Origin of the sequence: Oscillibacter sp. PEA192 (assembly GCF_003574015.1) — a bacterium.
Lineage (GTDB): Bacteria > Bacillota > Clostridia > Oscillospirales > Oscillospiraceae > Oscillibacter > Oscillibacter welbionis.
The window spans coordinates 1,007,923-1,027,800 of sequence record NZ_AP018532.1 but is presented as its reverse complement, the minus strand read 5'-3'; the positions used below and the strand labels follow the sequence as shown (position 1 = coordinate 1,027,800).

General features: G+C 61.9%; 19 protein-coding genes. 2 read left to right on the top strand and 17 right to left on the bottom strand.

The annotated features are described in order from the left end of the window. Positions 1-490: 490 nt before the first annotated feature. Positions 491-703: a helix-turn-helix domain-containing protein gene (locus DN611_RS04925; protein WP_021750751.1), complete on the bottom strand. Its 213-nt coding sequence runs from the start codon at positions 701-703 to the stop codon at positions 491-493. An 80-nt stretch (positions 704-783) separates the two neighbouring features. Between DN611_RS04925 and DN611_RS04920 the strand changes: the two genes are divergently transcribed. Then, a complete protein-coding gene (locus DN611_RS04920) occupies positions 784-1,053 on the top strand; it encodes a hypothetical protein (protein WP_021750752.1) in 270 nt (89 codons plus the stop codon). Here DN611_RS04920 and topA read toward each other — a convergent pair. From topA to DN611_RS04865, 11 genes are all read right to left on the bottom strand, one after another. Then, complete coding sequence (gene topA / locus DN611_RS04915) at positions 1,021-3,483, bottom strand: type I DNA topoisomerase (protein WP_119310782.1); 2,463 nt, start codon at positions 3,481-3,483, stop codon at positions 1,021-1,023. The two genes, DN611_RS04920 and topA, sit on opposite strands and share 33 nt — an antisense overlap. A 34-nt stretch (positions 3,484-3,517) precedes the next feature. Further along, complete coding sequence (dprA, locus tag DN611_RS04910; RefSeq protein WP_119310781.1) at positions 3,518-4,702, bottom strand: DNA-processing protein DprA; 1,185 nt, start codon at positions 4,700-4,702, stop codon at positions 3,518-3,520. Positions 4,703-4,714: 12 nt separating this feature from the next. Further along, a complete protein-coding gene (locus DN611_RS04905; protein WP_025545358.1) occupies positions 4,715-5,476 on the bottom strand; it encodes a TrmH family RNA methyltransferase in 762 nt (253 codons plus the stop codon). Between the two features lie 690 nt (positions 5,477-6,166). Continuing rightward, the gene (gene lysS / locus DN611_RS04900) at positions 6,167-7,666 is read right to left on the bottom strand and encodes a lysine--tRNA ligase (RefSeq protein ID WP_025545356.1); all 1,500 of its coding nucleotides are present in this window, start codon (positions 7,664-7,666) and stop codon (positions 6,167-6,169) included. Positions 7,667-7,678: 12 nt separating this feature from the next. Further along, positions 7,679-8,152 carry a transcription elongation factor GreA gene (gene greA, locus DN611_RS04895; protein ID WP_021750729.1) on the bottom strand — a complete coding sequence of 158 codons (474 nt, stop codon included), beginning with the start codon at positions 8,150-8,152 and terminating at the stop codon, positions 7,679-7,681. A 152-nt stretch (positions 8,153-8,304) separates the two neighbouring features. Continuing rightward, positions 8,305-9,054, bottom strand: a complete 750-nt coding sequence (locus DN611_RS04890) for a hypothetical protein (RefSeq protein ID WP_119310780.1) — start codon at positions 9,052-9,054, stop codon at positions 8,305-8,307. Between the two features lie 40 nt (positions 9,055-9,094). Further along, the gene (locus DN611_RS04885; protein ID WP_119310779.1) at positions 9,095-10,339 is read right to left on the bottom strand and encodes a murein hydrolase activator EnvC family protein; all 1,245 of its coding nucleotides are present in this window, start codon (positions 10,337-10,339) and stop codon (positions 9,095-9,097) included. A 10-nt stretch (positions 10,340-10,349) separates the two neighbouring features. Next, on the bottom strand, positions 10,350-11,240 hold the full coding sequence (ftsX, locus tag DN611_RS04880) for a permease-like cell division protein FtsX (protein WP_021750732.1): 891 nt from the start codon (positions 11,238-11,240) through the stop codon (positions 10,350-10,352). Then, a complete protein-coding gene (gene ftsE / locus DN611_RS04875; protein ID WP_021750733.1) occupies positions 11,233-11,925 on the bottom strand; it encodes a cell division ATP-binding protein FtsE in 693 nt (230 codons plus the stop codon). The genes ftsX and ftsE overlap by 8 nt, the downstream gene beginning before the upstream one ends. A gap of 228 nt (positions 11,926-12,153) precedes the next feature. After that, entirely contained in the window at positions 12,154-13,245 is a 1,092-nt protein-coding gene (locus DN611_RS04870) for a PucR family transcriptional regulator (RefSeq protein ID WP_021750734.1), read from the bottom strand. A 159-nt stretch (positions 13,246-13,404) separates the two neighbouring features. Next, a complete protein-coding gene (locus DN611_RS04865) occupies positions 13,405-14,127 on the bottom strand; it encodes a pseudouridine synthase (protein WP_021750735.1) in 723 nt (240 codons plus the stop codon). 120 nt (positions 14,128-14,247) lie between these two features. Here DN611_RS04865 and DN611_RS04860 point away from each other — a divergent pair, with 120 nt between their 5' ends. Then, positions 14,248-14,718: a DUF4830 domain-containing protein gene (locus DN611_RS04860; protein WP_021750736.1), complete on the top strand. Its 471-nt coding sequence runs from the start codon at positions 14,248-14,250 to the stop codon at positions 14,716-14,718. A 72-nt stretch (positions 14,719-14,790) separates the two neighbouring features. Here DN611_RS04860 and tuf read toward each other — a convergent pair whose 3' ends face one another. From tuf to DN611_RS04835, 5 genes are all read right to left on the bottom strand, one after another. Beyond that, positions 14,791-15,996 (bottom strand): elongation factor Tu, encoded by a 1,206-nt coding sequence (gene tuf / locus DN611_RS04855; RefSeq protein ID WP_119310778.1) that lies wholly within the window; start codon positions 15,994-15,996, stop codon positions 14,791-14,793. A gap of 105 nt (positions 15,997-16,101) precedes the next feature. Beyond that, on the bottom strand, positions 16,102-18,207 hold the full coding sequence (fusA, locus tag DN611_RS04850) for an elongation factor G (RefSeq protein ID WP_036631090.1): 2,106 nt from the start codon (positions 18,205-18,207) through the stop codon (positions 16,102-16,104). 15 nt (positions 18,208-18,222) lie between these two features. Continuing rightward, positions 18,223-18,693 (bottom strand): 30S ribosomal protein S7, encoded by a 471-nt coding sequence (rpsG, locus tag DN611_RS04845; protein ID WP_036631091.1) that lies wholly within the window; start codon positions 18,691-18,693, stop codon positions 18,223-18,225. Between the two features lie 153 nt (positions 18,694-18,846). Continuing rightward, a complete protein-coding gene (rpsL, locus tag DN611_RS04840) occupies positions 18,847-19,263 on the bottom strand; it encodes a 30S ribosomal protein S12 (RefSeq protein ID WP_021750740.1) in 417 nt (138 codons plus the stop codon). Between the two features lie 103 nt (positions 19,264-19,366). Continuing rightward, complete coding sequence (locus DN611_RS04835; protein WP_025544826.1) at positions 19,367-19,612, bottom strand: ribosomal L7Ae/L30e/S12e/Gadd45 family protein; 246 nt, start codon at positions 19,610-19,612, stop codon at positions 19,367-19,369. Positions 19,613-19,878: the final 266 nt, after the last annotated feature.

Sequence of the window (19,878 nt, the reverse complement as noted above, 5' to 3'; positions counted from 1 at the left end):
AGTACGGTGCAGACTTGAACACTGACTCCCGCGGCGCGGTTCCGACAAAAATCGGGGTGCAAGGACGCATTTGACGAGATTCTCTTTCCGCGCGTTCCGCTTCGCTACGCGCTGCCCCGGCGGTCGTGGGAGCTTGCACCAGCTCCCGTCAACCGCCAAGCCAGCGGCAGCGAAAAGAGAAGCACCTCAATGCGATGACCACCCCGACGATCTCCGCACCATCCGCCACGGGACGGCAGTTACAAACTTGCAGAAGGGAAAAGCGTGCCCGAAGGCAGGCCAAAATCGGCGCTTGCACCGATCCGCCGACCCCCGTCGCGCGGAGGCGCGAACGCGCCGGAGCGCGTCTAAGCGGTCTTTTCTTTTGGACCGTGCACGGCCCGTTTTCTTTTCCACAAGAGGGAAAAGAAAATGGGGGGTGCATCCCGCTGGACCAGCCCCCTGCGGGAGCAGAAGTCCCCGTGGCCGCCGGACGGCGGCCCGTATCACCTTAGCTCCTCTGGTCGCTGCGTCCTAGCAGATAGTCGGTAGTAACGCCGAAGTAGTCCGCCATTTTCATCAATCCCGGCACATCCGGATAATGCCCGCCGCCCTCATAATTTTGGTATTGGCGAGCACTGATTTCAAAAACAGCAGCCATCTGTGTCTGTGTCTTGCCAGACTCCTTGCGCAGTTGTCTGACCCGTTGTGCAAAATTTTCCATGCCCCACCCCTTGACTTGCAGCTTAATTTCGTGTATATTGTAAATACGAAATTAAACTACGATTTTGGAGATGATTCATCATGACTGACCCTCTGGACATTCTCTTCGAGAACCTCCTGGAGCACCTGGACGAAAACCTCCCCGGCACCTGCTGGCCGCTCTACCAGCGGGAGAGCCGCCTGGAGAATGCTCTGCTGGCCTCCCTGACCCCGGAGCAGATCGAACTGCTGGAGTCCTATCAGGCCGCCGCCTGGCGCTGCACGGAGCAGGAGGAGCGCTTCCTCTTCCGCTCCGGCTTCCGCCTGGCCCGGGAGCTGTCACTCCTTCCCGGCGGGCTTCTTCGCCTTTGACGCGACCGTCTTTTTGGCCGCGGTCTTTCTGGTGGATGTGGTCTTGGCCGCCGCTTTGGAGGCCGTCTCCTTCTTGGCCGCAGGCTTCTTTGCGGCAGTCTTGGCGGCTGCCGGTTTCTTGGCGGCTGCCGGTTTCTTGGCGGCTGCCGGTTTCTTGGCGGCGCTCTTTTTCGCGGCGGTCTTGGCGGTGTCCGCCTTCTTCGCTGCGGTTGTCCGCCTGGCGGGCTTCTTCTCCGCTGTCTCCTCCGCCGCAGCGGCAGGCTCCGCGCCCTCGGCGCTGTCCGCGGCCTTCTTCCTGGGATAGCCCCGCTTCTCCTCCGGCAGGAAGTTGCTGCATTCCGGATTGATGCAGAAGGGCTTCTTGAATCCCCGGCCCGCCTTCTTGAACATGGTGTGGCCGCAGACCGGGCAGTCGTCCTTCACCGGCACGTCCCAGGTCATGAAGTCGCACTTCGCCGTCTCGTCCTTGCTGTTCACATGCTCACAGCAGTAGTAGGTATACTGCTTGCCGGTCTTCTTGCTGTTGCCGGTGCGCTTCATCAGCCGCCCGCCGCACTTGGGGCAGCGGCCCGGCATCTCCACCACCAGCGGCATGGTGAACGTGCACTCGGGGTAGCCGGGACAGGCCAGGAAGCGGCCGAACCGGCCGGACTTTACCACCAGATTCCGCCCGCACTCCGGGCAGATCTCCTCGCTGACCTCGTCGGGCACCTTGATGCGGGTGCCGTCCAGAGCCTTTTCGGCGTTCTCCAGGTCCTGCTCAAAGTCCCCGTAGAACTCCCGCAGCACGTCCTTCCAGGCGGTCTTTCCCTCCTCCACGGAGTCCAGCCGCTGTTCCATATTGGCGGTGAATTTCAGATCCGCGATGTCGGAGAACCGCTCTTTCATCAGGGCGGTCACCACACGGCCCAGGTTGGTGATGCGGAGGTACTTGCCCTCCTTCACCACGTACTCCCGGTCCAGGATGGTGGACACAGTGGGAGCGTAAGTGGAGGGGCGGCCGATGCCCTGCTCCTCCATGGCCCGGATCAGCGTGGCGTCTGTATAGTGGGCCGGGGGCTGGGTGAAGTGCTGCTCCCGGTCAAAGTCCTTCAGGGTCAGAGGTTCGCCCTCCCGCAGGGCGGGCAGGGGGGATTCCTTCTCCTCTTTCTCCTCGTCCTTGCCCTCCTCATACACGGCGGTGTAGCCGGAGAATTTCAGGCTGGAGGAGCTGGCCCGGAAGCTGTGTCCCGCCGCCTCGACCTCCACGGCCACGCTGTCGTACACGGCGTTGGCCATCTGGCTGGCCAGAAAGCGGCTCCACACCAAGCGGTAGAGGCGGTACTGCTCGCCGGTCAGGTCCTTTTTCAGCTGCTCCGGCGTCCAGTTGACGTTGCTGGGGCGGATGGCCTCGTGGGCGTCCTGGGCGCCCGCCTTGGCCTTGTAGCGGTGGGTCTGGGCGTAATGTTCGCCGTAGCGGCCCGTAATGAAGGTCTTGGCGGAGGCCAGGGCCTCCTCACTGATCCGCAGGGAGTCGGTACGCATATAGGTGATGAGGCCCACGGTGCCCTCGCCCTCGATATCCACGCCCTCGTACAGCTGCTGGGCGATGGCCATGGTCCGCCGGGGCGTCATGGAGAGCTTGCGGGACGCCTCCTGCTGCATGGTGGAGGTGGTGAAGGGCGGAGAGGGGCTGCGCTGCTTGTCTGTGCGCTTCACGGTCTTGACGGTGAAGGGGGCGTGCTCCGTCTCATGGACCACAGCATCCACGTCCTCCGCCGACTTCAGCTCCGCCTTCTTGCCGTCCTTCCCGTGGTAGCGGGCGGCGAAGGGGAGCTTTTTCGCGTCGTCGCCGAACAGGTTGGCATCCAGGGTCCAGTACTCCTCAGGTTTGAACTCCTCGATCTCCCGGTCCCGGTCGTCCACCATGCGGGTGGCCACGGACTGGACCCGCCCGGCGGAGAGGCCCCGGCGGATCTTCTTCCACAGCAGGGGGCTCAGCTCATAGCCCACGATCCGGTCCAGGATGCGGCGGGCCTGCTGGGCGTCCACCAGCTTCTGGTCGATGTCCCGGGGCTCCCGGATGCTCTCCTGCACCACGTTCTTGGTAATCTCATTAAAGGTGACCCGCCGGGTCTTCTCGTCCGGCAGGTTCAGCAGCTGCTTCAGGTGCCAGGAGATGGCCTCTCCCTCCCGGTCCGGGTCGGTGGCAAGGTAGACCATCTCCGCACTCTTGGCGGACTTCTTCAGGTCGGCGATGATGTCCTCCTTGCCCTTGATGGGCTTGTAGACCGGCTCGAAGTCGTGCTCCAGGTCCACGCCCAGGGTACTCTTGGGCAGGTCCCGCAGATGGCCCATGCAGGCCTTCACCTCAAACTCCTTGCCCAGGTATTTTCCGATGGTTTTGGCCTTCGCGGGAGACTCCACGATGACCAGGCTGTGTTTTGCCATAGTTACCTCCAAGCGCCCAGGATCGGGCGCGTGTTTATTCCGTCAAATTCACCGCGCGGGCGTACCGCTTCCCGCTGTGCTGTGTCACCAGATGCTCGATCTCCAGCACGGTCAGGGCCGACAGCACCCGCCGAGTGGGGATGCCCGTCAGCTCGATCAGGTCGTCTGCCAGCATGGGCTCCTCCGTCAGCGTCCGGAGCAGGCAGATCTGGTCGTCGGTCAGACTCAGATTATTGTGGGACAGGCTCACCGACGGAGCCACCGGCTTGGGCTCCGTCTTCTGCCGGGCCTGATAGCCTAGCACAGGGGGCGCGTCCTGCGTCCCCTCCCGGCGCAGCTTGTCCGGGAACCGGGCCTCGTATTCCCGCAGGATGTCCCAGGCGTCGGACGCCAGCCCGGCGCCGTCGCGGATCAGGCGGTTGCAGCCCACGCTGGCCGGAGCATCAATGGGTCCGGGGACAGCGAACACGTCCCGCCCCTGCTCCAGGGCGGTGCCCGCCGTGATGAGCGCACCGCTGCGCTCCGGCGCCTCCACCACCAGGGCTGCCAGAGAGAGGCCGGATAGGATGCGGTTGCGCACCGGGAAATGCCGTCCATCCGGCGGCGTGCCCGGTGGGTACTCGCTGACCAGCGCGCCAGCCGCCGCAACATCCTCATATAGGTATTGATTTTCCGGTGGGTAAATCACATCCGTGCCGTTGCCCAGCACCGCCGCCACCGTGCCGCCGGCCCGCAGGGCGCCCCGCAGCGCCGCGGAGTCGATGCCTCGGGCCAAGCCGCTGACCACCACGGCTCCGCCGGCGGCCAAGCCATGGCCCAGCTTCTCCGCACAGGAGACGCCGTAGGGCGTGCAGTCCCTGGTGCCCACCACAGCCACCGCCGCCTCATCGTCAAAAGCCGGCAGGCGGCCCCGGACATACAGCAGACAGGGCGGGTCGTAAATATTCCGCAGCCGGTTGGGATACCCCGCGTCCTGGAGGGTGAGGATGTTCACATTCAGCCGCTGGCAGTCCGCCAAAATCCGGTCCGCAGCGGCGCAGTCCTTGTTCTCCAGCAGGATCGCCTGCTCCCGGGTGATGTCCTCGGTCAGCAGCACCTCCTCCGCCTCCGCGTAGTACACGTCCTCCGGCGTGGGGAAATGCTGCAGCAGCGCCAGCCGGGTCTGGTTCGTCAGCCCCGGCAGCTCCGTCAGCCACAGCCAGTATTTCAGCGCGGACATGGACTTCCCTCCTCAGTCGTCTCTCGCCGCCTCCCACAGCAGCACGGCCGCCGCAGCAGCAGCGTTCAGGGACTCGCAGTGACCGCTCATCGGGATCCTCACCGTCAGGTCACAAGCCGCCAGCGCGTCCGCCGAGAGGCCCTTCCCCTCGCTGCCAACGGCCACGGCGCAGTGAGAGAAGTCCGCCCGCCGCACGTCCACCGTATCGCTCCGAAGGGCCGCGCCATACAAGGGCAGGCCGCTCTTCGTCAGCAGCGCCCGCAGCTCTTCCAGCCCGCAGGTCCACACCGGGCAGCGGAACACCGCACCCATGGAGGCCCGAACGGTCTTGGGATTGTACAGGTCCGCGCAGGCGTTCACCAAAAACAATCCGTCGGCGTGAAAGGCGTCCGCCGTCCGGAGGATCGTCCCCACATTCCCCGGATCCTGAACCCCGTCCAGGACCACGTACCGGCGGCCGGTCAACTGTTCCGGAAGCGTCCGGCCCGGCAGGCCGCACACGGAGAGGACGCCCTGGGGCGTCTGTGCGGGAGAGATGGATTTCATCAAATCCCCGGGTACCTGGACGCGGCGGACAGTATCGGGCAGGGCAGGCAGGGCGGCGGGGTCCGTGCAGACCACTGTCCGCAGGCCCGCTCTCCACAGCAAAGCCTCCTCCAGCAACTTGGGGCTGTCGCAAAGGAACTCCCCGCAGTCCCGGCGATAAGAAACGGAGGACGCCAGCTTGCGGAGATGGGTGCACAGCGGATTGGTCCGGCTGGTGATGATCTCCATAGGGCGCGCCTCCTTTTCCGGTCATTCTGCTCCCCGTGCGTCCATCCGTTCCAGGTGCTGTCCGGAGACGGGGATGCGCTCTATGCCCGGTGGGACATAGAGCGCGAAAGGTCCCATTCGGCAGCCCTTGGCCGCCGCAGTCCATGGAATTTCATGGAAACCGCTGTGGGGATTTATACAAAAGCAAGTATAGCATAAGCTCTTCTGTGATTCAAGTCAACGATTTTTTTCACAGCACCCTGGAATTTCATACCTTATAAATAAAAAAACACCGGCCACTGCAGCCCGGCCGTTACAGATTCAACAGCCCGGAGCCCAGGTGGGAGCTCCGGATCCGGCCTTCTCCGGAAGGGTGCCGCCTTCGTGCTCTCCCATTTATCGCCTCCGGAATCTCTCTCCTCCCCCTGCGGCGCAGGTGCCTCTGCTTCTCAAGTCCGCTGTTCGACCGCCCCGGTGCCGTACACATTCCGCTCTAAATCCAGAGCCGGTGCGCATATTCGGAGAGGATTCCGTTTTTCTGCCGGCGGTTTTTGCCTTGACAGCAGACGGAGGAGTACGCCGGCCAGCGGCGTACTCCCCCTCTTTCCGCCGGGGCAAAGGCCCCGCCGGGTCAACTTCTCCATTTGCAGCTCTCCGCAAATCTGGCCTTAGCCGGACGTTTGCCAGCACAGGCTCTCCGGCCGGATGCGCTCATTCCAGCGGCTTCATCGTGGGGAAGAGAATGACTTCCCGAATGGTGTCGGAGTTGGTCAGCAGCATGACGCAGCGGTCGATGCCGATTCCAAGGCCGCCGGTGGGGGGCAGGCCGTACTCCAGGGCGTTGATATAGTCCTCGTCCATCATGCCAGCCTCGCTGTCGCCCTTGGCCCGCAGCTCCACCTGCTTCTGGAACCGCTGCTTCTGGTCGATAGGGTCATTCAGCTCGGAGAAGGCGTTGCCCATCTCGCTGCGGCAGATGAACAGCTCGAACCGCTCCGTCAGCCGGGGATCCTGCGGGGAACGCTTGGCCAGAGGGCTCACATCCACTGGGTGCATAGTGATGAAGGTGGGCTGTACCAGCTTCTCCTCCACCTTCTGATCGAAGGTCTCATACAGGGCATTGCCCCAGGTGGGGTCCGCCGTCTCCGGCAGCTCCACGCCGATGGCCTTGGCAGCGGCCACCGCCTCCTCATCAGATGAGATAGCCATGAAGTCGATGCCGGTGTACTGTTTCACGGCCTCATGCATGGTCAGCCGGGGCCAGCCGGGGGTCAGGTCGATCTGCTCGCCCTGCCACTCCACCTGATAGGTGCCCAGGATCTTCTGGGCGGCAGAGGACAGCAGGTCCTCAAACAGATCCATCATGCCGTTGAAGTCCGTGTAGGCCTGATACAGCTCCACAGTGGTAAACTCCGGGTTGTGCTTGGGGTCCATACCCTCGTTGCGGAAGATGCGGCCGATCTCATACACCCGGTCCAGGCCGCCCACAATCAGCCGCTTCAGGGGCAGCTCTGTGGCGATACGCATATACATATCGATGTCCAGAGTGTTGTGGTGGGTGATGAAGGGCCGGGCAGTGGCGCCGCCGGAAATGGTGTTCAGCACCGGCGTCTCTACCTCCATATAGCCCCGTTCATCCAGGAAGTCCCGGACGTGCTTGATGAACTTGGACCGGATGACGAAGTTTCGCTTCACCTCCGGGTTCACGATCAAATCCACATACCGCTGGCGGTACCGGAGCTCCAGATCTGTCAGGCCGTGGAACTTCTCCGGCAGGGGCAGCAGCGCCTTGCTCAACAGCGTGATGTTCTTGGCCCGGACACTCATCTCGCCCCGCTGGGTGCGGAACACCTCACCCTCGACGCCCACGATGTCACCGATGTCGAACTTCTTGAACTTCTTATAGACCGCCTCATCCATCTCGTCCTGGCGGGCGTACAGCTGGATGCGGCCGTCCCGGTCCTGCAGGTCACAGAAGCTGACCTTGCCCATGCCCCGCTTGCTCATCAGGCGGCCGGCCACCTTCACGGCCCTGCCCTCCATCTGGTCAAAGTGCTCCTTGATCTGTGCAGAGGTGGCGTCCCAGTCGAACCGGGTCTGCTGGAAGGGATCCTCGCCTGCGGCCTGAAGGGCCGCCAGCTTCTCCCGCCGGACGCGGCGCTGCTCACTCAGCTCCTGCTCCGGCTGCTGGGTTGTCTTCTGTTCAGACATGTCCGCTCTCCTTTACCGCTCGATCTTCTGCACCGTGTAGACGATGGCGCCGCTGGGGGCCTCCACCGTAACGGTGTCCCCCTCCTTGGCTCCGACCAGGGCCTTGCCGAAGGGAGACTCCTCGGAAATGATGCCGTTCATGGGGTCGGACTCCTGAGAGCCCACGATGCGGTAGGCGGGCATGGTGTTGCCGTTCTTGTCCGCCACCGTCACCTTGCAGCCGATGGTCACCACGTTGGTGGGGGCGTTGCTCTCGTCCACGATCACCACGTGCTGCAGGATCTCCTCCAGCTCTGCGATGCGGGAATACAGCTTGCCCTGCTCGTTCTTTGCCTCGTCGTACTCGCTGTTCTCGCTCAAATCGCCGAAGCCCCGGGCCACCTTGATCTGCTCCGCCACCTCGTCAGACCGGGTGGTCTTCAAATAGTTCAGCTCTTCCTGCAGTTCCTGGGCGCGGGCCGCGCTCATCTTGTACTCTCTTTCCATGTGGACCGTATCTCTCCTATCCTTTGGCAGGGCGGCCGATGCGGCCGCCCCTGCACATAATGATGCTATATTATCATAGAGTAGTATTATAGTGTGTGGATTTGAGAATGTCAAGCGATGCCGCCTGCGGTTTTGCAAAATTCTCTGCGGTGTCAGCTCTCCGCCGTGCCCACGGTGATCTGCCCCGGCCGCAGGACGCCGCTCTCCACCAGTACGGCCAGCAGCTGAGGGCGGCAGAGGCCCGGGGGCATCTGGCCCTCCAGCACCGGCGGCAGCAGCAGCGGCGGCAGAGGCGCCGCCTCATCATACAGCCGCAGCACTGCCGGGTCCCGCCGTCGCAGGTCCGTCCGGGCCGCGAACAGCACCAGCACATCCGCCTCTTCCATCTGCTGCCGGGTGGGGGACAGCAGCAGGGAAACGCCGTACTCCCGCCGCAGCTGATTGGCCAGGGTGTCGCCGCCGTAGGGCACATCCAGCAGCACGTAACGGTTTCCCAGCGCCAGCTCCGTCACGGTCCGCACCAGCTCGCCGGAGAGCTGGTCTCCCGCCACCGCCAGCCGTGCGCTGCCGCCGGAGAGGTTCCGCCCTGCCATGACCGCCCGTGCCAGATCCGCCGCCAGCGCCCGCCGCAGAGGCAGCGTGGACACCGGCGCCACACCGACCTTCTCCAGCTGTTCCCCATAGGCAAACGCCTCCGGCACCACCAGACGGGTGACACCGGCCTTCCGCAGCCGCTTGGCGGCCGTCAGCACCCGCCGCCGCACCAGGGCCTCCGGTGTCCGGGGGCCCCTGGCCACCGACGCCCAGGCCACCCGCAGGTGGAGCAGGGCCCGCGTCTCCAGAACCACGCTCTTTTGCCGGACGCCGCCCGCAGGGGGCGTCCAAGTCATCATACCGATCATAAAATCACTCCCGCCCCATCCTACGGGGCGGGAGCGGTGTTTATGCACTTTTTGAAAGGGTATAGCCGGTGAGATATCCCATCTTGGGCTCTGCGCCGTCGTTCAGTGGATTCACCCGGACGCCGTTCTCCGTCACCTCAAAGTGCAGGTGCGGTCCGGTGGAGTTGCCGGTGGAGCCGGTGATGCCGATCACGTCTCCCTGGTTCACATACTGGCCCACAGACACCTTCCGGCTGGACATGTGGGCATACAGTGTGGTATTGCCGCTGCCGTGGGAGATGACCACATAGTTGCCGTAGGAGCTGCTGTACTGGGACACGATGACCGTGCCGGACTTGGCTGCGTAGATGGAGCTGGTGTAACCCACCCGGCCGATGTCCGTACCCTTGTGGTTGGTGGAGCCGATACCGCCGGGAGAGTTCCGTCCGCCCATGGTGGAGGTGATGTACCGGCTGTTCACCGGCCAGATGTAGCCGCCTGGATTGGACTCTGTGGACTGGCCGTTGGCGGCCTGCTGGGCCACCAGCTGGTCGCTGAGGCGCTGGGCCTCCGCCCACAGGGCGTCCTGCTCCGCCTCCAGATCTGCCAGTGCGGCCTCCGTCTCGTTCTCGTTGGCGGACAGCTGCTGGATGACGGCGTTGGCCTGGCTGCGCTGGGTGTTCAGCTCATTCTCCTTGCTGACCAGCTCCGCCTTGGCGGCCTCGGTCTCAGCCTTGCTGCTCTCCAGCGTGGCCTTCTTCTCCTCGATCTCCGCCTGAAGGGCCTTGAGGTCGTCGATGACGCCCTGGTCGTACTTCATGATCTCGTTGATGGCGTCCAGCCGGCCCAACAGGTCGGTAAAGCTGCTGGCCCGGAACAGCACCGCCCAGTAGCTGACCTCGTCCTGCTTCTCCATCTCTCGGACCCGGCTGCAGAACAGCTCGTACTGGGCCGCCTCTTTTTCCTCAGCCTCTACCAGCTCCGCCTCCGTCTGGGTGATGAGGGCGGCATACCGGTCGATCTGGGCCTGCGTATTGGCGATCTGTGCCTCCGTATTGGCGATCTGCTGGTCCAGCAGCTCTTTCCGGGCCACAGCCTGGCTCTTGTCGTCCGCCAGGGCATCCAGCTTGGCCTGGAGCTCCTTTTTCTCCGCGTCCAGGCCGTTGGCCTCATCCTTCAATTCATTCACGTCCGCCCAGGTGACGGCCGCCGCCGGAGCCAGATTGGCGCCGGTGATAGCCAAGGCCAGCGCCGCTGCGAACACGGCGCGGAAGATGCGGTGGAATCGCCTGCCAGCTTTCTTCATGCCCGTCACCTCACACCTGCAAAAATTTCCGGATGGCGGAGAGGCTGCCTCCCACGCCGATCACAATGCCCGCCAGAGCGAACACCGCCGCCACTGGCGCCCAGAGCTCCGAGAAGGGCATCACCTGGATCAGCTGCAGCGTGTCGTTGCTGTCCACACCCCGGGCCACTGCCGCATACAGCGCCCACTGGAGGAAGAAGGCGATCACCGCGCCCAGCAGGCCCAGCATGAAGCCCTCATACACAAAGGGCCAGCGGATGAAGCCGTTGGTGGCGCCCACCATCCGCATGATGGCGATCTCCTCCCGCCGGTCAAAGGTGGTGAGCTTGATGGTGTTGGAGATGATGAACACCGACACTACGAACAAGATGGCGATCAGTGCCACGCATACCACCGTGGCTACGTTCCGCACAGTGACAAAACCGCCGGCGATCTCCTCGTAGTGGCTGACATCGGAGATGCCGGTGAGGGCCTGCACCGCCTCCACGGTCTCGCTCTGCGCCTCCAGATCCACCAGCTTGATGGCGTAGCGGTCCTCCAGAATCTCCGGGTCCAGGTCCTGGAACAGCTCCTCATCCGGGTACTGGGCCTTGAAGTCCTCCATGGCCTCATCCCTGGAAATGAAGGTGACGGAGGCCACATTGGGAATGGCCTCCAGCCGGGACTTGAGGGCCCGGGCCTGGGTCTCGGTGTAGCTGTCATCCACATAGGCCAGGATCTCATTCTCCTGTTCCAGGGTGGTCAGCAGCTCATTGGCGTTTACCGCCACCAGGGTAAAGGTACCCATAATCAGCAGGCAGGCCACCGTGATGCCGATGGCGGCAAAGGACATGAAGCCGTGGCTGAACATATTGCTCAGTCCCTCGTGGAAAAAATAGCTGAAATCGTGACGTTTAGCCATGGATATGCCCCCCCACATAGCCGCCCACGCTGTCGTTGACGACATGGCCGGAATCGATGGTGACCACCCGCTTGCCGAAGCGGTCCACCAGGTCCTTCTCGTGGGTCACCACCACCACGGTGGTGCCCAGCTCGTTGATCTTCACCAGCAGGCTCATCAGCTCCAGGGACCGCTCCGGGTCCAGGTTTCCGGTGGGCTCGTCGGCGATGATGGTGTTGGGGTTGTTCACCAGGGCCCGGGCAATGGCTACCCGCTGCTGCTCGCCGCCGGAGAGCTCCGTGGGATAGCTGTCCGCCTTTTTCCCCAGGCCCACCAGCTCCAGCACATAGGGGATGCGCTTGCGGATCTCCTTGGGGCTGGCGCCCACTGCCCGCATGACAAAGGCCAGGTTGTCATAGACAGTCTTCTTCTCGATCAGCCGGAAATCCTGAAAAATCACTCCCAGAGTGCGGCGCATCAGGGGGATCTGCTTTTCTGAGATGTTGCTGACGGAAAAACCGTTGATCATAATGCGTCCGGCGCAGGGTTCCACCTCGCCGGTCAGCAGCTTGATGATGGTGGACTTGCCGGACCCCGAAGGGCCCACCAGAAACACGAATTCCCCGTCCTCGATCGTCAGGGTAATGCCCTTGATGGCCCGGGTGCCGTTGTCGTACTCCATCTCCACGTCTTTTAATCGAATCATGTCTGTACCTCGTGTTCCCTATTTTATACACGCCGGGCGCGGCCGAAAGGTTCCCCGCCAGTCGACATAATGTAAGAGCTTTTTTCATTATATCTGGTTTTCCGCCGCAATGCAACCGCCTTTTTCAAATCTTCCGATTCCGTTTTCCTCCCCGGCGGTCCGTCTCCGCCGGGCGCGAAAAAACCCGGCCGGAATTCCGGCCGGGGCGCTTGTGTGATCCATCCAGGCTCAGGAGTCGATGCCCCGGGAGGTCAGATATTTCTTGACCATCAGAGCCACCTTGAAGGTAATGGCGTCGTCGAACTCCCGCAGGTCCAGGCCCGTCAGCTTCTTGATCTTCTCCAGCCGGTACACCAGAGTGTTCCGGTGGACGAACAGCTTCCGGGCGGTCTCGGACACGTTCAGGTTGTTCTCAAAGAACTTGTGGATGGTGAAGAGCGTCTCCTTGTCCAGTGCGTCGATGGGGTTCTTTTTGAACACCTCCTGGAGGAACATCTCGCACAGGGTGGTGGGCAGCTGATAAATCAACCGGCCGATGCCCAAATTCTCATAGTTGATGACGTACTTCTCCGTGTCAAAGACCTTGCCCACCTCAATGGCGATCTGTGCCTCCTTATAGCTCTTGGCCAAGTCCCGCAGGTGGGTGGCCACGGTGCCGATGCCCACCACCACCGTGGGCTCCCCGCCGGCACGGAGGGCCTCCTCAATAGAGGAGGCGATCTTGTTCAGCTCCTTGATGCCGGAGCCCTCCGGCATCTGGCGGATGAGGACCACGTCGCCCTCGCCGATGCTGAGGACGAAATCGTTTTGCCGGTCCGGGAACAGGGACTGGATCACGTCCGTGGGGACAGACTCCCCCTTCTTCAGGGTGCGGACCACGAATACGCCCCGGGGCACGTCCGCCGTGACCCGCAGCTCCTTGGCCCGCACATAGATATCCCCCAGCATGATGTTATCGGAGATGATGTCCTTGATGAAGGACCCCCGGTCATGTTTCTCCTCGTAGTAGGATTTGGCTGCATTCAGCGCCACCGTGGCCATGGCGCAAACGGTCTTGCTGATCTCGTTGTCGCCAAAGGCGAAGGCTGCATAGTCAAACTGGGTTCCCCAGCCGTTCAGGGCCTTGAATGTCTTTCCCTCCGACGTGACGATGGCGCCGCCGGCAGCATTGATGGCAGGCACATGCTCCGCCCACCGCTGGCCGATCATCGCCAGTTCGCTGCAGGCGATGACGATGCCCTCACCGTCAATGACGCCAACCGTCCGGTCCGTATTTTCCTTCAGCTGCAGCACCACATTTTGAAAAATTCTTCCAGACATGGTCGTCCTCCTCCTCTAAAATCACACGTGGGGGCGTTGTGCAAATTGTCAATGGATATATTATATCGTTGAATTTGTCAAAATGCAAGATATATTTTCTTTTTTCAACAAAAAAACGGCTTCTTTTTTGGGCAAGATTTGAATTTTCTGATGTGGCCGTTAGAAATTTCGCAGGCTCTCTACCTCATCCTCCGTCAAATATCGGTATGTGCCCGGTTCCAGGGCCGGATCTAGTGGCAAATTGCCCATGCGGACCCGCTTCAGATAGAGGACCGGCTTTCCCCGAGCCGCCAGCATCCGCTTCACCTGATGAAACTTCCCCTCCCGCAGGGTGACCAGCCCCTCGCTGCCCTCCGGCCCGGCGGAGAGGATCTCCAGCCCCGCCGGCAGGCATTCCAGGCCGCCTCCCAGGGTCATGCCTGCCGCAAATGCCCTGCAGTCCTCCTCCGTCAGACAGCCGGCAGTGCGGGCATAGTAGACCTTGTCCACATGATGCTTGGGAGAGAGGATGTCGTGGGCCAGTCCTCCTTCGTTGGTCAGCAGCAGCAATCCCTCCGTATCCTTGTCCAGCCGCCCCACTGGAAACAGTCCCCGCCGCCGGAGCTCCGGCGGCAGCAAGTCCAGCACTGTGGCCCCCCGGCCGTCCTCCGTGGCGGAGAGGACCCCCGCAGGCTTATGAAGCATGATCCAGGTGTAGCGGCGGCAGTGCAGCACGGTCCCGTCCACCATAATCTCCACTGCTTCCGGCACCACCTTGTCCTCCGGAGACCGGGCAGGCACACCGTCCACCAGCACCCGGCCCTGGCGGACCAGGAGCCTCACTTCCCGCCGGGAGTATGTCCCCTCCCCGGCGATGATCTTGTCCAGACGCGCTTTCTCCATGCCGGCCTCCTCCTTGCTGACCTCTGCCTCTTTTTACCGCTTCTCTTCCGACGGCTTGTTCTGCTTCATCTTATCATAAATCCGGAAAAAAATGAATAGGAAGATGCAGGAGGGATCGATATGCTGATTTGGACCGCGCGGGTTTCCAAGAAGACAAAGGCCGTTGTGGCTGTGATCCTGGCCGGCATCCTGGCGGCCGCCGTCCTGCTGCTGGTGGGCCGCTCCGGTGGCGGTCAGGACGCGGCAGCTTGGCAGCTGACCGGCAATGCCGACCGCATCGCCTATCTGGAGTCCATGGGCTGGCAGGTGGAGGAGGAACCGGTGGAGACGCTGCAGTTTCTGCTGCCGGAGAAACTGGAGGAGCCCTACCTCACCTACAACGAGCTGCAGGATTCCCAGGGCTTCGACCTTTCTGCGTGCTGCGGCAAGCAAGTGGCCCGGTACACCTACACCGTCACCAACTATCCCGGACGGCCGGAGGGTGTCCAGGCCAACCTCTACGTCTGCGAGGGGCAGCCGGTGGCCGGGGATATCCTCTGCGCCGGGGCAGACGGATTCCAGGACACACTGGTCTATCCGGAGCAGGACTGAGCCCGTTCGGAATGGCCTGCGGGCAAAAAAAGAACTGCCGCATTGCGGCAGTTCTTTTTCTTGGCTGAAAAATCAGGCCTCGGCGATCTCGGTAACAGCGCCGGAACCCACAGTGCGGCCACCCTCACGGATAGCGAAACGCAGGCCCTTCTCAATGGCGATGGGGGTAATCAGCTCCACGCTCATCTCGACGTTATCGCCGGGCATGCACATCTCAGTGCCCTCGGGCAGGGTGATGACGCCGGTCACGTCGGTGGTGCGGAAGTAGAACTGAGGACGATAGTTGTTGAAGAAGGGGGTGTGACGGCCGCCCTCGTCCTTGGTCAGGACGTAAACCTGGCCCTTGAACTTGGTGTGGGGATGAATGGAACCGGGCTTCGCCAGAACCTGGCCGCGCTCGATGCCGTTGCGGTCCACGCCACGCAGCAGGGCGCCGATGTTGTCGCCGGCCTCAGCGTAGTCCAGCAGCTTGTGGAACATCTCGATGCCGGTGACGACGGTCTTCTTCTTCTCGTCGGTCAGGCCAACAATCTCGACTTCCTCGCTCAGCTTCAGGACACCACGCTCCACACGGCCGGTAGCCACGGTGCCGCGGCCGGAGATGGTGAACACGTCCTCGACGGGCATCAGGAAAGGCATATCCTCCTTGCGGTCGGGGGTGGGGATATAGTCGTCAACAGCATCCATCAGCTCCTTGATGCAGGCATACTCGGGAGCGGCGGGATCGCTGGACTCGGAAATCAGAGCGTTCAGAGCGGAACCCTTGATGATGGGGATGTCGTCGCCGGGGAACTCATACTTGGAGAGCAGCTCACGGACCTCCATCTCCACCAGCTCCAGCAGCTCGGGGTCGTCGACCTGATCGCACTTGTTCAGGAACACGACGATGGCGGGCACGCCCACCTGACGGGCCAGCAGGATGTGCTCACGAGTCTGAGCCATGGGGCCGTCGGAAGCGGCGATAACCAGGATAGCACCGTCCATCTGGGCAGCGCCGGTAATCATGTTCTTGATATAGTCGGCGTGGCCCGGGCAGTCCACGTGGGCATAGTGACGCTTCTCGGTCTCATACTCCACGTGAGCGGTGTTGATGGTAATGCCGCGCTCCTTCTCCTCGGGGGCCTTGTCGATGGAGTCATAAGCCTCGAACTGAGCCTTGCCCTGCAGAGACAGCCACTTGGTAATGGCGGCAGTCAGCGTGGTCTTGCCATGGTCGACGTGACCAATGGTGCCGATGTTAACATGGGGCTTGGTTCTTTCAAATTTCTGCTTAGCCATTTGAAAATCCTCCTGTCAATTTTCAAAATCTGTTGGGTGCAATGCGGTTTTTCTCAGCATTGCTTATTTTACCGTATAATGGAGGGAAAATCAATCCCTTTTTCCTTACGCCTGGGGCTTATTGCGGGTCTCCACGATCTTATCCCGGATATTCTTCGGGATCTCCACGTAGTGGCTGGGCTCCATGGTGTACTGGCCGCGGCCCTGGGTGCGGGAGCGCAGATCGGTGGCATAGCCGAACATCTCGGCCAGGGGCACGTAGGCGTCGATCTGCTGGGCGCCGGGACGGGCCTCCAGCTGGATGATCTGGCCGCGGCGGCTGTTCAGGTCGCCGATGACATCGCCCATATACTCATCGGGCACGATGACACTGACCTTCATGATGGGCTCCAGCAGCGTGGGATCGGCCTTGCGGCAGGCCTCCTTGAAGGCCATGGAGCCAGCGATCTTGAACGCCATTTCAGAGGAGTCCACCTCATGATAGGAGCCGTCGTACAGGGTGACCTTCACATCCACCACGGGGAAGCCGGCCACCACGCCGGCGTTCATGGCGCCCTGGATACCGGCGTCGACAGCCGGGATATACTCCTTGGGAACGGCGCCGCCCACGATGGCGTTGACAAACTCGTAGCCCTTGCCGGACTCGTTGGGCTCCACGTGGATCTTGACATGGCCGTACTGGCCCTTGCCGCCGGACTGACGGGCATACTTGGTGTCCTGGTCCACGGCCTTCTTGATGGTCTCCTTGTAGGCGACCTGAGGTGCGCCCACGTTGGCCTCCACCTTGAACTCGCGCAGCAGGCGGTCCACGATGATCTCCAGGTGCAGCTCGCCCATGCCGGCGATGATGGTCTGGCCGGTCTCCTCATCCGTGTAGGTCTTGAAGGTGGGATCCTCCTCGGCCAGCTTGATGAGGCCCATGGTCATCTTCTCCTGGCCGGCCTTGGTCTTGGGCTCGATGGCCACGCGGATGACGGGCTCGGGGAACTCCATGGACTCCAGGATGATGGGTGCCTTTTCATCGCACAGGGTGTCGCCGGTGGTGGTGTTCTTCAGACCCACGGCAGCCTCGATATCGCCGGAGAAGACCTCCTCGATATCCTCCCGGTGGTTGGCGTGCATCTGCAGAATCCGGCCGATACGCTCCTTGACGTTCTTGGTGCTGTTCAGCACGGAGGAACCGGTGGTCAGATGGCCGGAATAGACGCGGAAGAAGCTCAGGCGGCCCACATAGGGGTCGGTCATGATCTTGAACGCCAGGGCGGAGAAGGGGGCGTTGTCGTCCGCAGGACGCTCGTCCTCCTCGTCAGTCTTGGGGTTCACGCCCTTGATGGGCGGAATGTCCAGGGGAGAGGGCATATAGTCCACGATGGCATCCAGCAGCTTCTGCACGCCCTTGTTGCGGTAAGACGTGCCGCAGGTGACGGGCACCATCTCATTGGCGATCGTGGCCTTGCGGATGGCCGCACGGATCTTGGCCGTGGGAACTTCCTCGCCAGCCAGATATGCCTCCATGATAGACTCGTCCACCATGGACACGGCGTCCATCAGCTTCTCCCGGTACTCGTTTGCCAGGTCCACCATGTCCGCGGGGATGGGCTCCACGCGCATATCCTTGCCCAGATCGTCATAGTAGATGTCCGCGTCCATCTCGATCAGGTCGATGATGCCTTTAAAGGTATCCTCGCTGCCGATGGGGAGCTGGATGGGCACGGCATTGCACTTCAGGCGCTCCTCAATCATGCGGAGCACGTTGTAGAAGTCGGCGCCCATGATGTCCATCTTGTTGACATAGATCATCCGGGGGACCTTGTAGTTATCGGCCTGGCGCCACACAGTCTCAGACTGGGGCTCCACGCCGCCCTTGGCGCACAGCACGGTGACAGAGCCGTCCAGCACGCGCAGGGAGCGCTCCACCTCCACGGTGAAGTCCACGTGGCCCGGAGTGTCGATGATGTTAATCCGGGTGGGCTTGAACTGGTTCTTGGAACCGGACCAGTAGCAGGTGGTGGCGGCGGACGTGATGGTGATGCCGCGCTCCTGCTCCTGGGCCATCCAGTCCATGGTGGCGGTGCCATCATGGGTCTCACCGATCTTATAGTTCACGCCGGTGTAGAACAGGATACGCTCGGTAGTCGTCGTCTTGCCTGCATCGATGTGAGCCATAATGCCGATATTACGGGTATTTTCAAGAGGTGTTTTTCTCGGCATACTGTTTCTCCTAACTTACCAGCGGAAATGGGCGAACGCCTTGTTGGCCTCGGCTGCCTTGTGGACTTCCTCGCGCTTCTTCACGGCGCTGCCGGTGTTGTTGGCGGCGTCCATGAGTTCGCCGGCCAGGCGCTCAGCCATGGTGCGCTCGCTGCGGGAACGGGCGTAGGCCGTCAGCCAGCGCAGACCCAGGGTCGTGCGGCGGGCGGGACGGACCTCCATGGGGACCTGATAGGTGGCGCCGCCCACACGGCGGGCCTTGACTTCCAGGCTGGGCATGATATTCTCCATGGCCTGGTTGAACACTTCGATGGGGTCTTTCTCGGTCTTCTCCTTGATCTGGTCGAAGGCACCGTAGACCACCTTCTGGGCCACGCCCTTCTTGCCATCCAGCATGACACTATTGATCAGCCGGGTGACCAGGACGGAGCCGTAAACGGGATCCGGCAGGATCTCTCTCTTGGGAACATTACCTCTTCTGGGCACTATGCTTCCCTCCTTCATAATAATTCTATGATCTCATAGGTACTCAAAAGGCGTATTGCAGCCTTCCGTGGATGCCTGCCAAAGAGGTCGTCCCGGCGGCCCGGAGGCCGCCATCTATATAAACCTATTCGGCAAAGCTCTCAGTTCGCAGACTTACTTCTGCTTGGGCCGCTTGGCACCGTATTTGGAACGAGCCTGCATACGGCCGGAGACGCCCTGGGTATCCAGCGTACCGCGGATGATGTGGTAACGGACACCGGGGAGATCCTTGACACGGCCACCGCGGATCATCACGACGGAGTGCTCCTGCAGGGAGTGGCCCACGCCGGGAATGTAAGCGGTGACTTCGTAGCCGTTGGTCAGACGCACACGGGCGATCTTACGCAGGGCGGAGTTGGGCTTCTTGGGGGTCGCGGTTCTCACGGCGGTGCACACGCCTCTCTTCTGGGGAGAAGGCAGATCGGTGGTCTTGTTCTTCAGGGTGTTCAGACCAAACTGCAGAGCGGGAGAAGTGGACTTGTAGGTAGCCTGTTCTCTTCCTTTACGGACCAGCTGGTTAAAAGTAGGCATTCGGTGTATTTCTCCTTTCTTTCATAATTTCGCTGCCGTGTAACCACGACAGCCCTTATTTTTTACGGAACGCGGTGAAGCTATTCCGAAAAAAACCATTTCTTTATGCGGAGAGGACGGCCACCACGGACGCGCCCACGCTGATCCGGCACGCCTGGCCCAGCTGGGACAGTGTGTAGTCCGTCTCTACGGGGATGCCGGCCTCCGCACAGCTGGCGGCCACCGGCTCGGTGATGGCGGGATCGGCGTCACAGGCGAGATAGACCCGCTTGGCCCGGCCTTCCCGGATCGCCTTGCGGGACTGCTTCACGCCGATGACCTTCTCCTGGGAAGCAAGCTCCGAGATCACGGGAAATTCCTCCTGAAACGCATGGCAAAATCCGCAGAATCCTAATATCCGCGCATTTTTGGATTATACCATGGGGAAACATATCCGTCAAGACATTTTTCGGTAAAAATTTTCCATGGTCCGCAGACTTTTGGACGTTTTCCCCATCTCCCGGGCGTGCCGGATACCTGGAGACATCTTAGGAGAACTTCTCCCTGTTTCCGGGCCGTTTCTGGCCGCCGTCCGGATACGGCGCAGTGCGCCTGGGAACAAGGGAGCTTTGATAT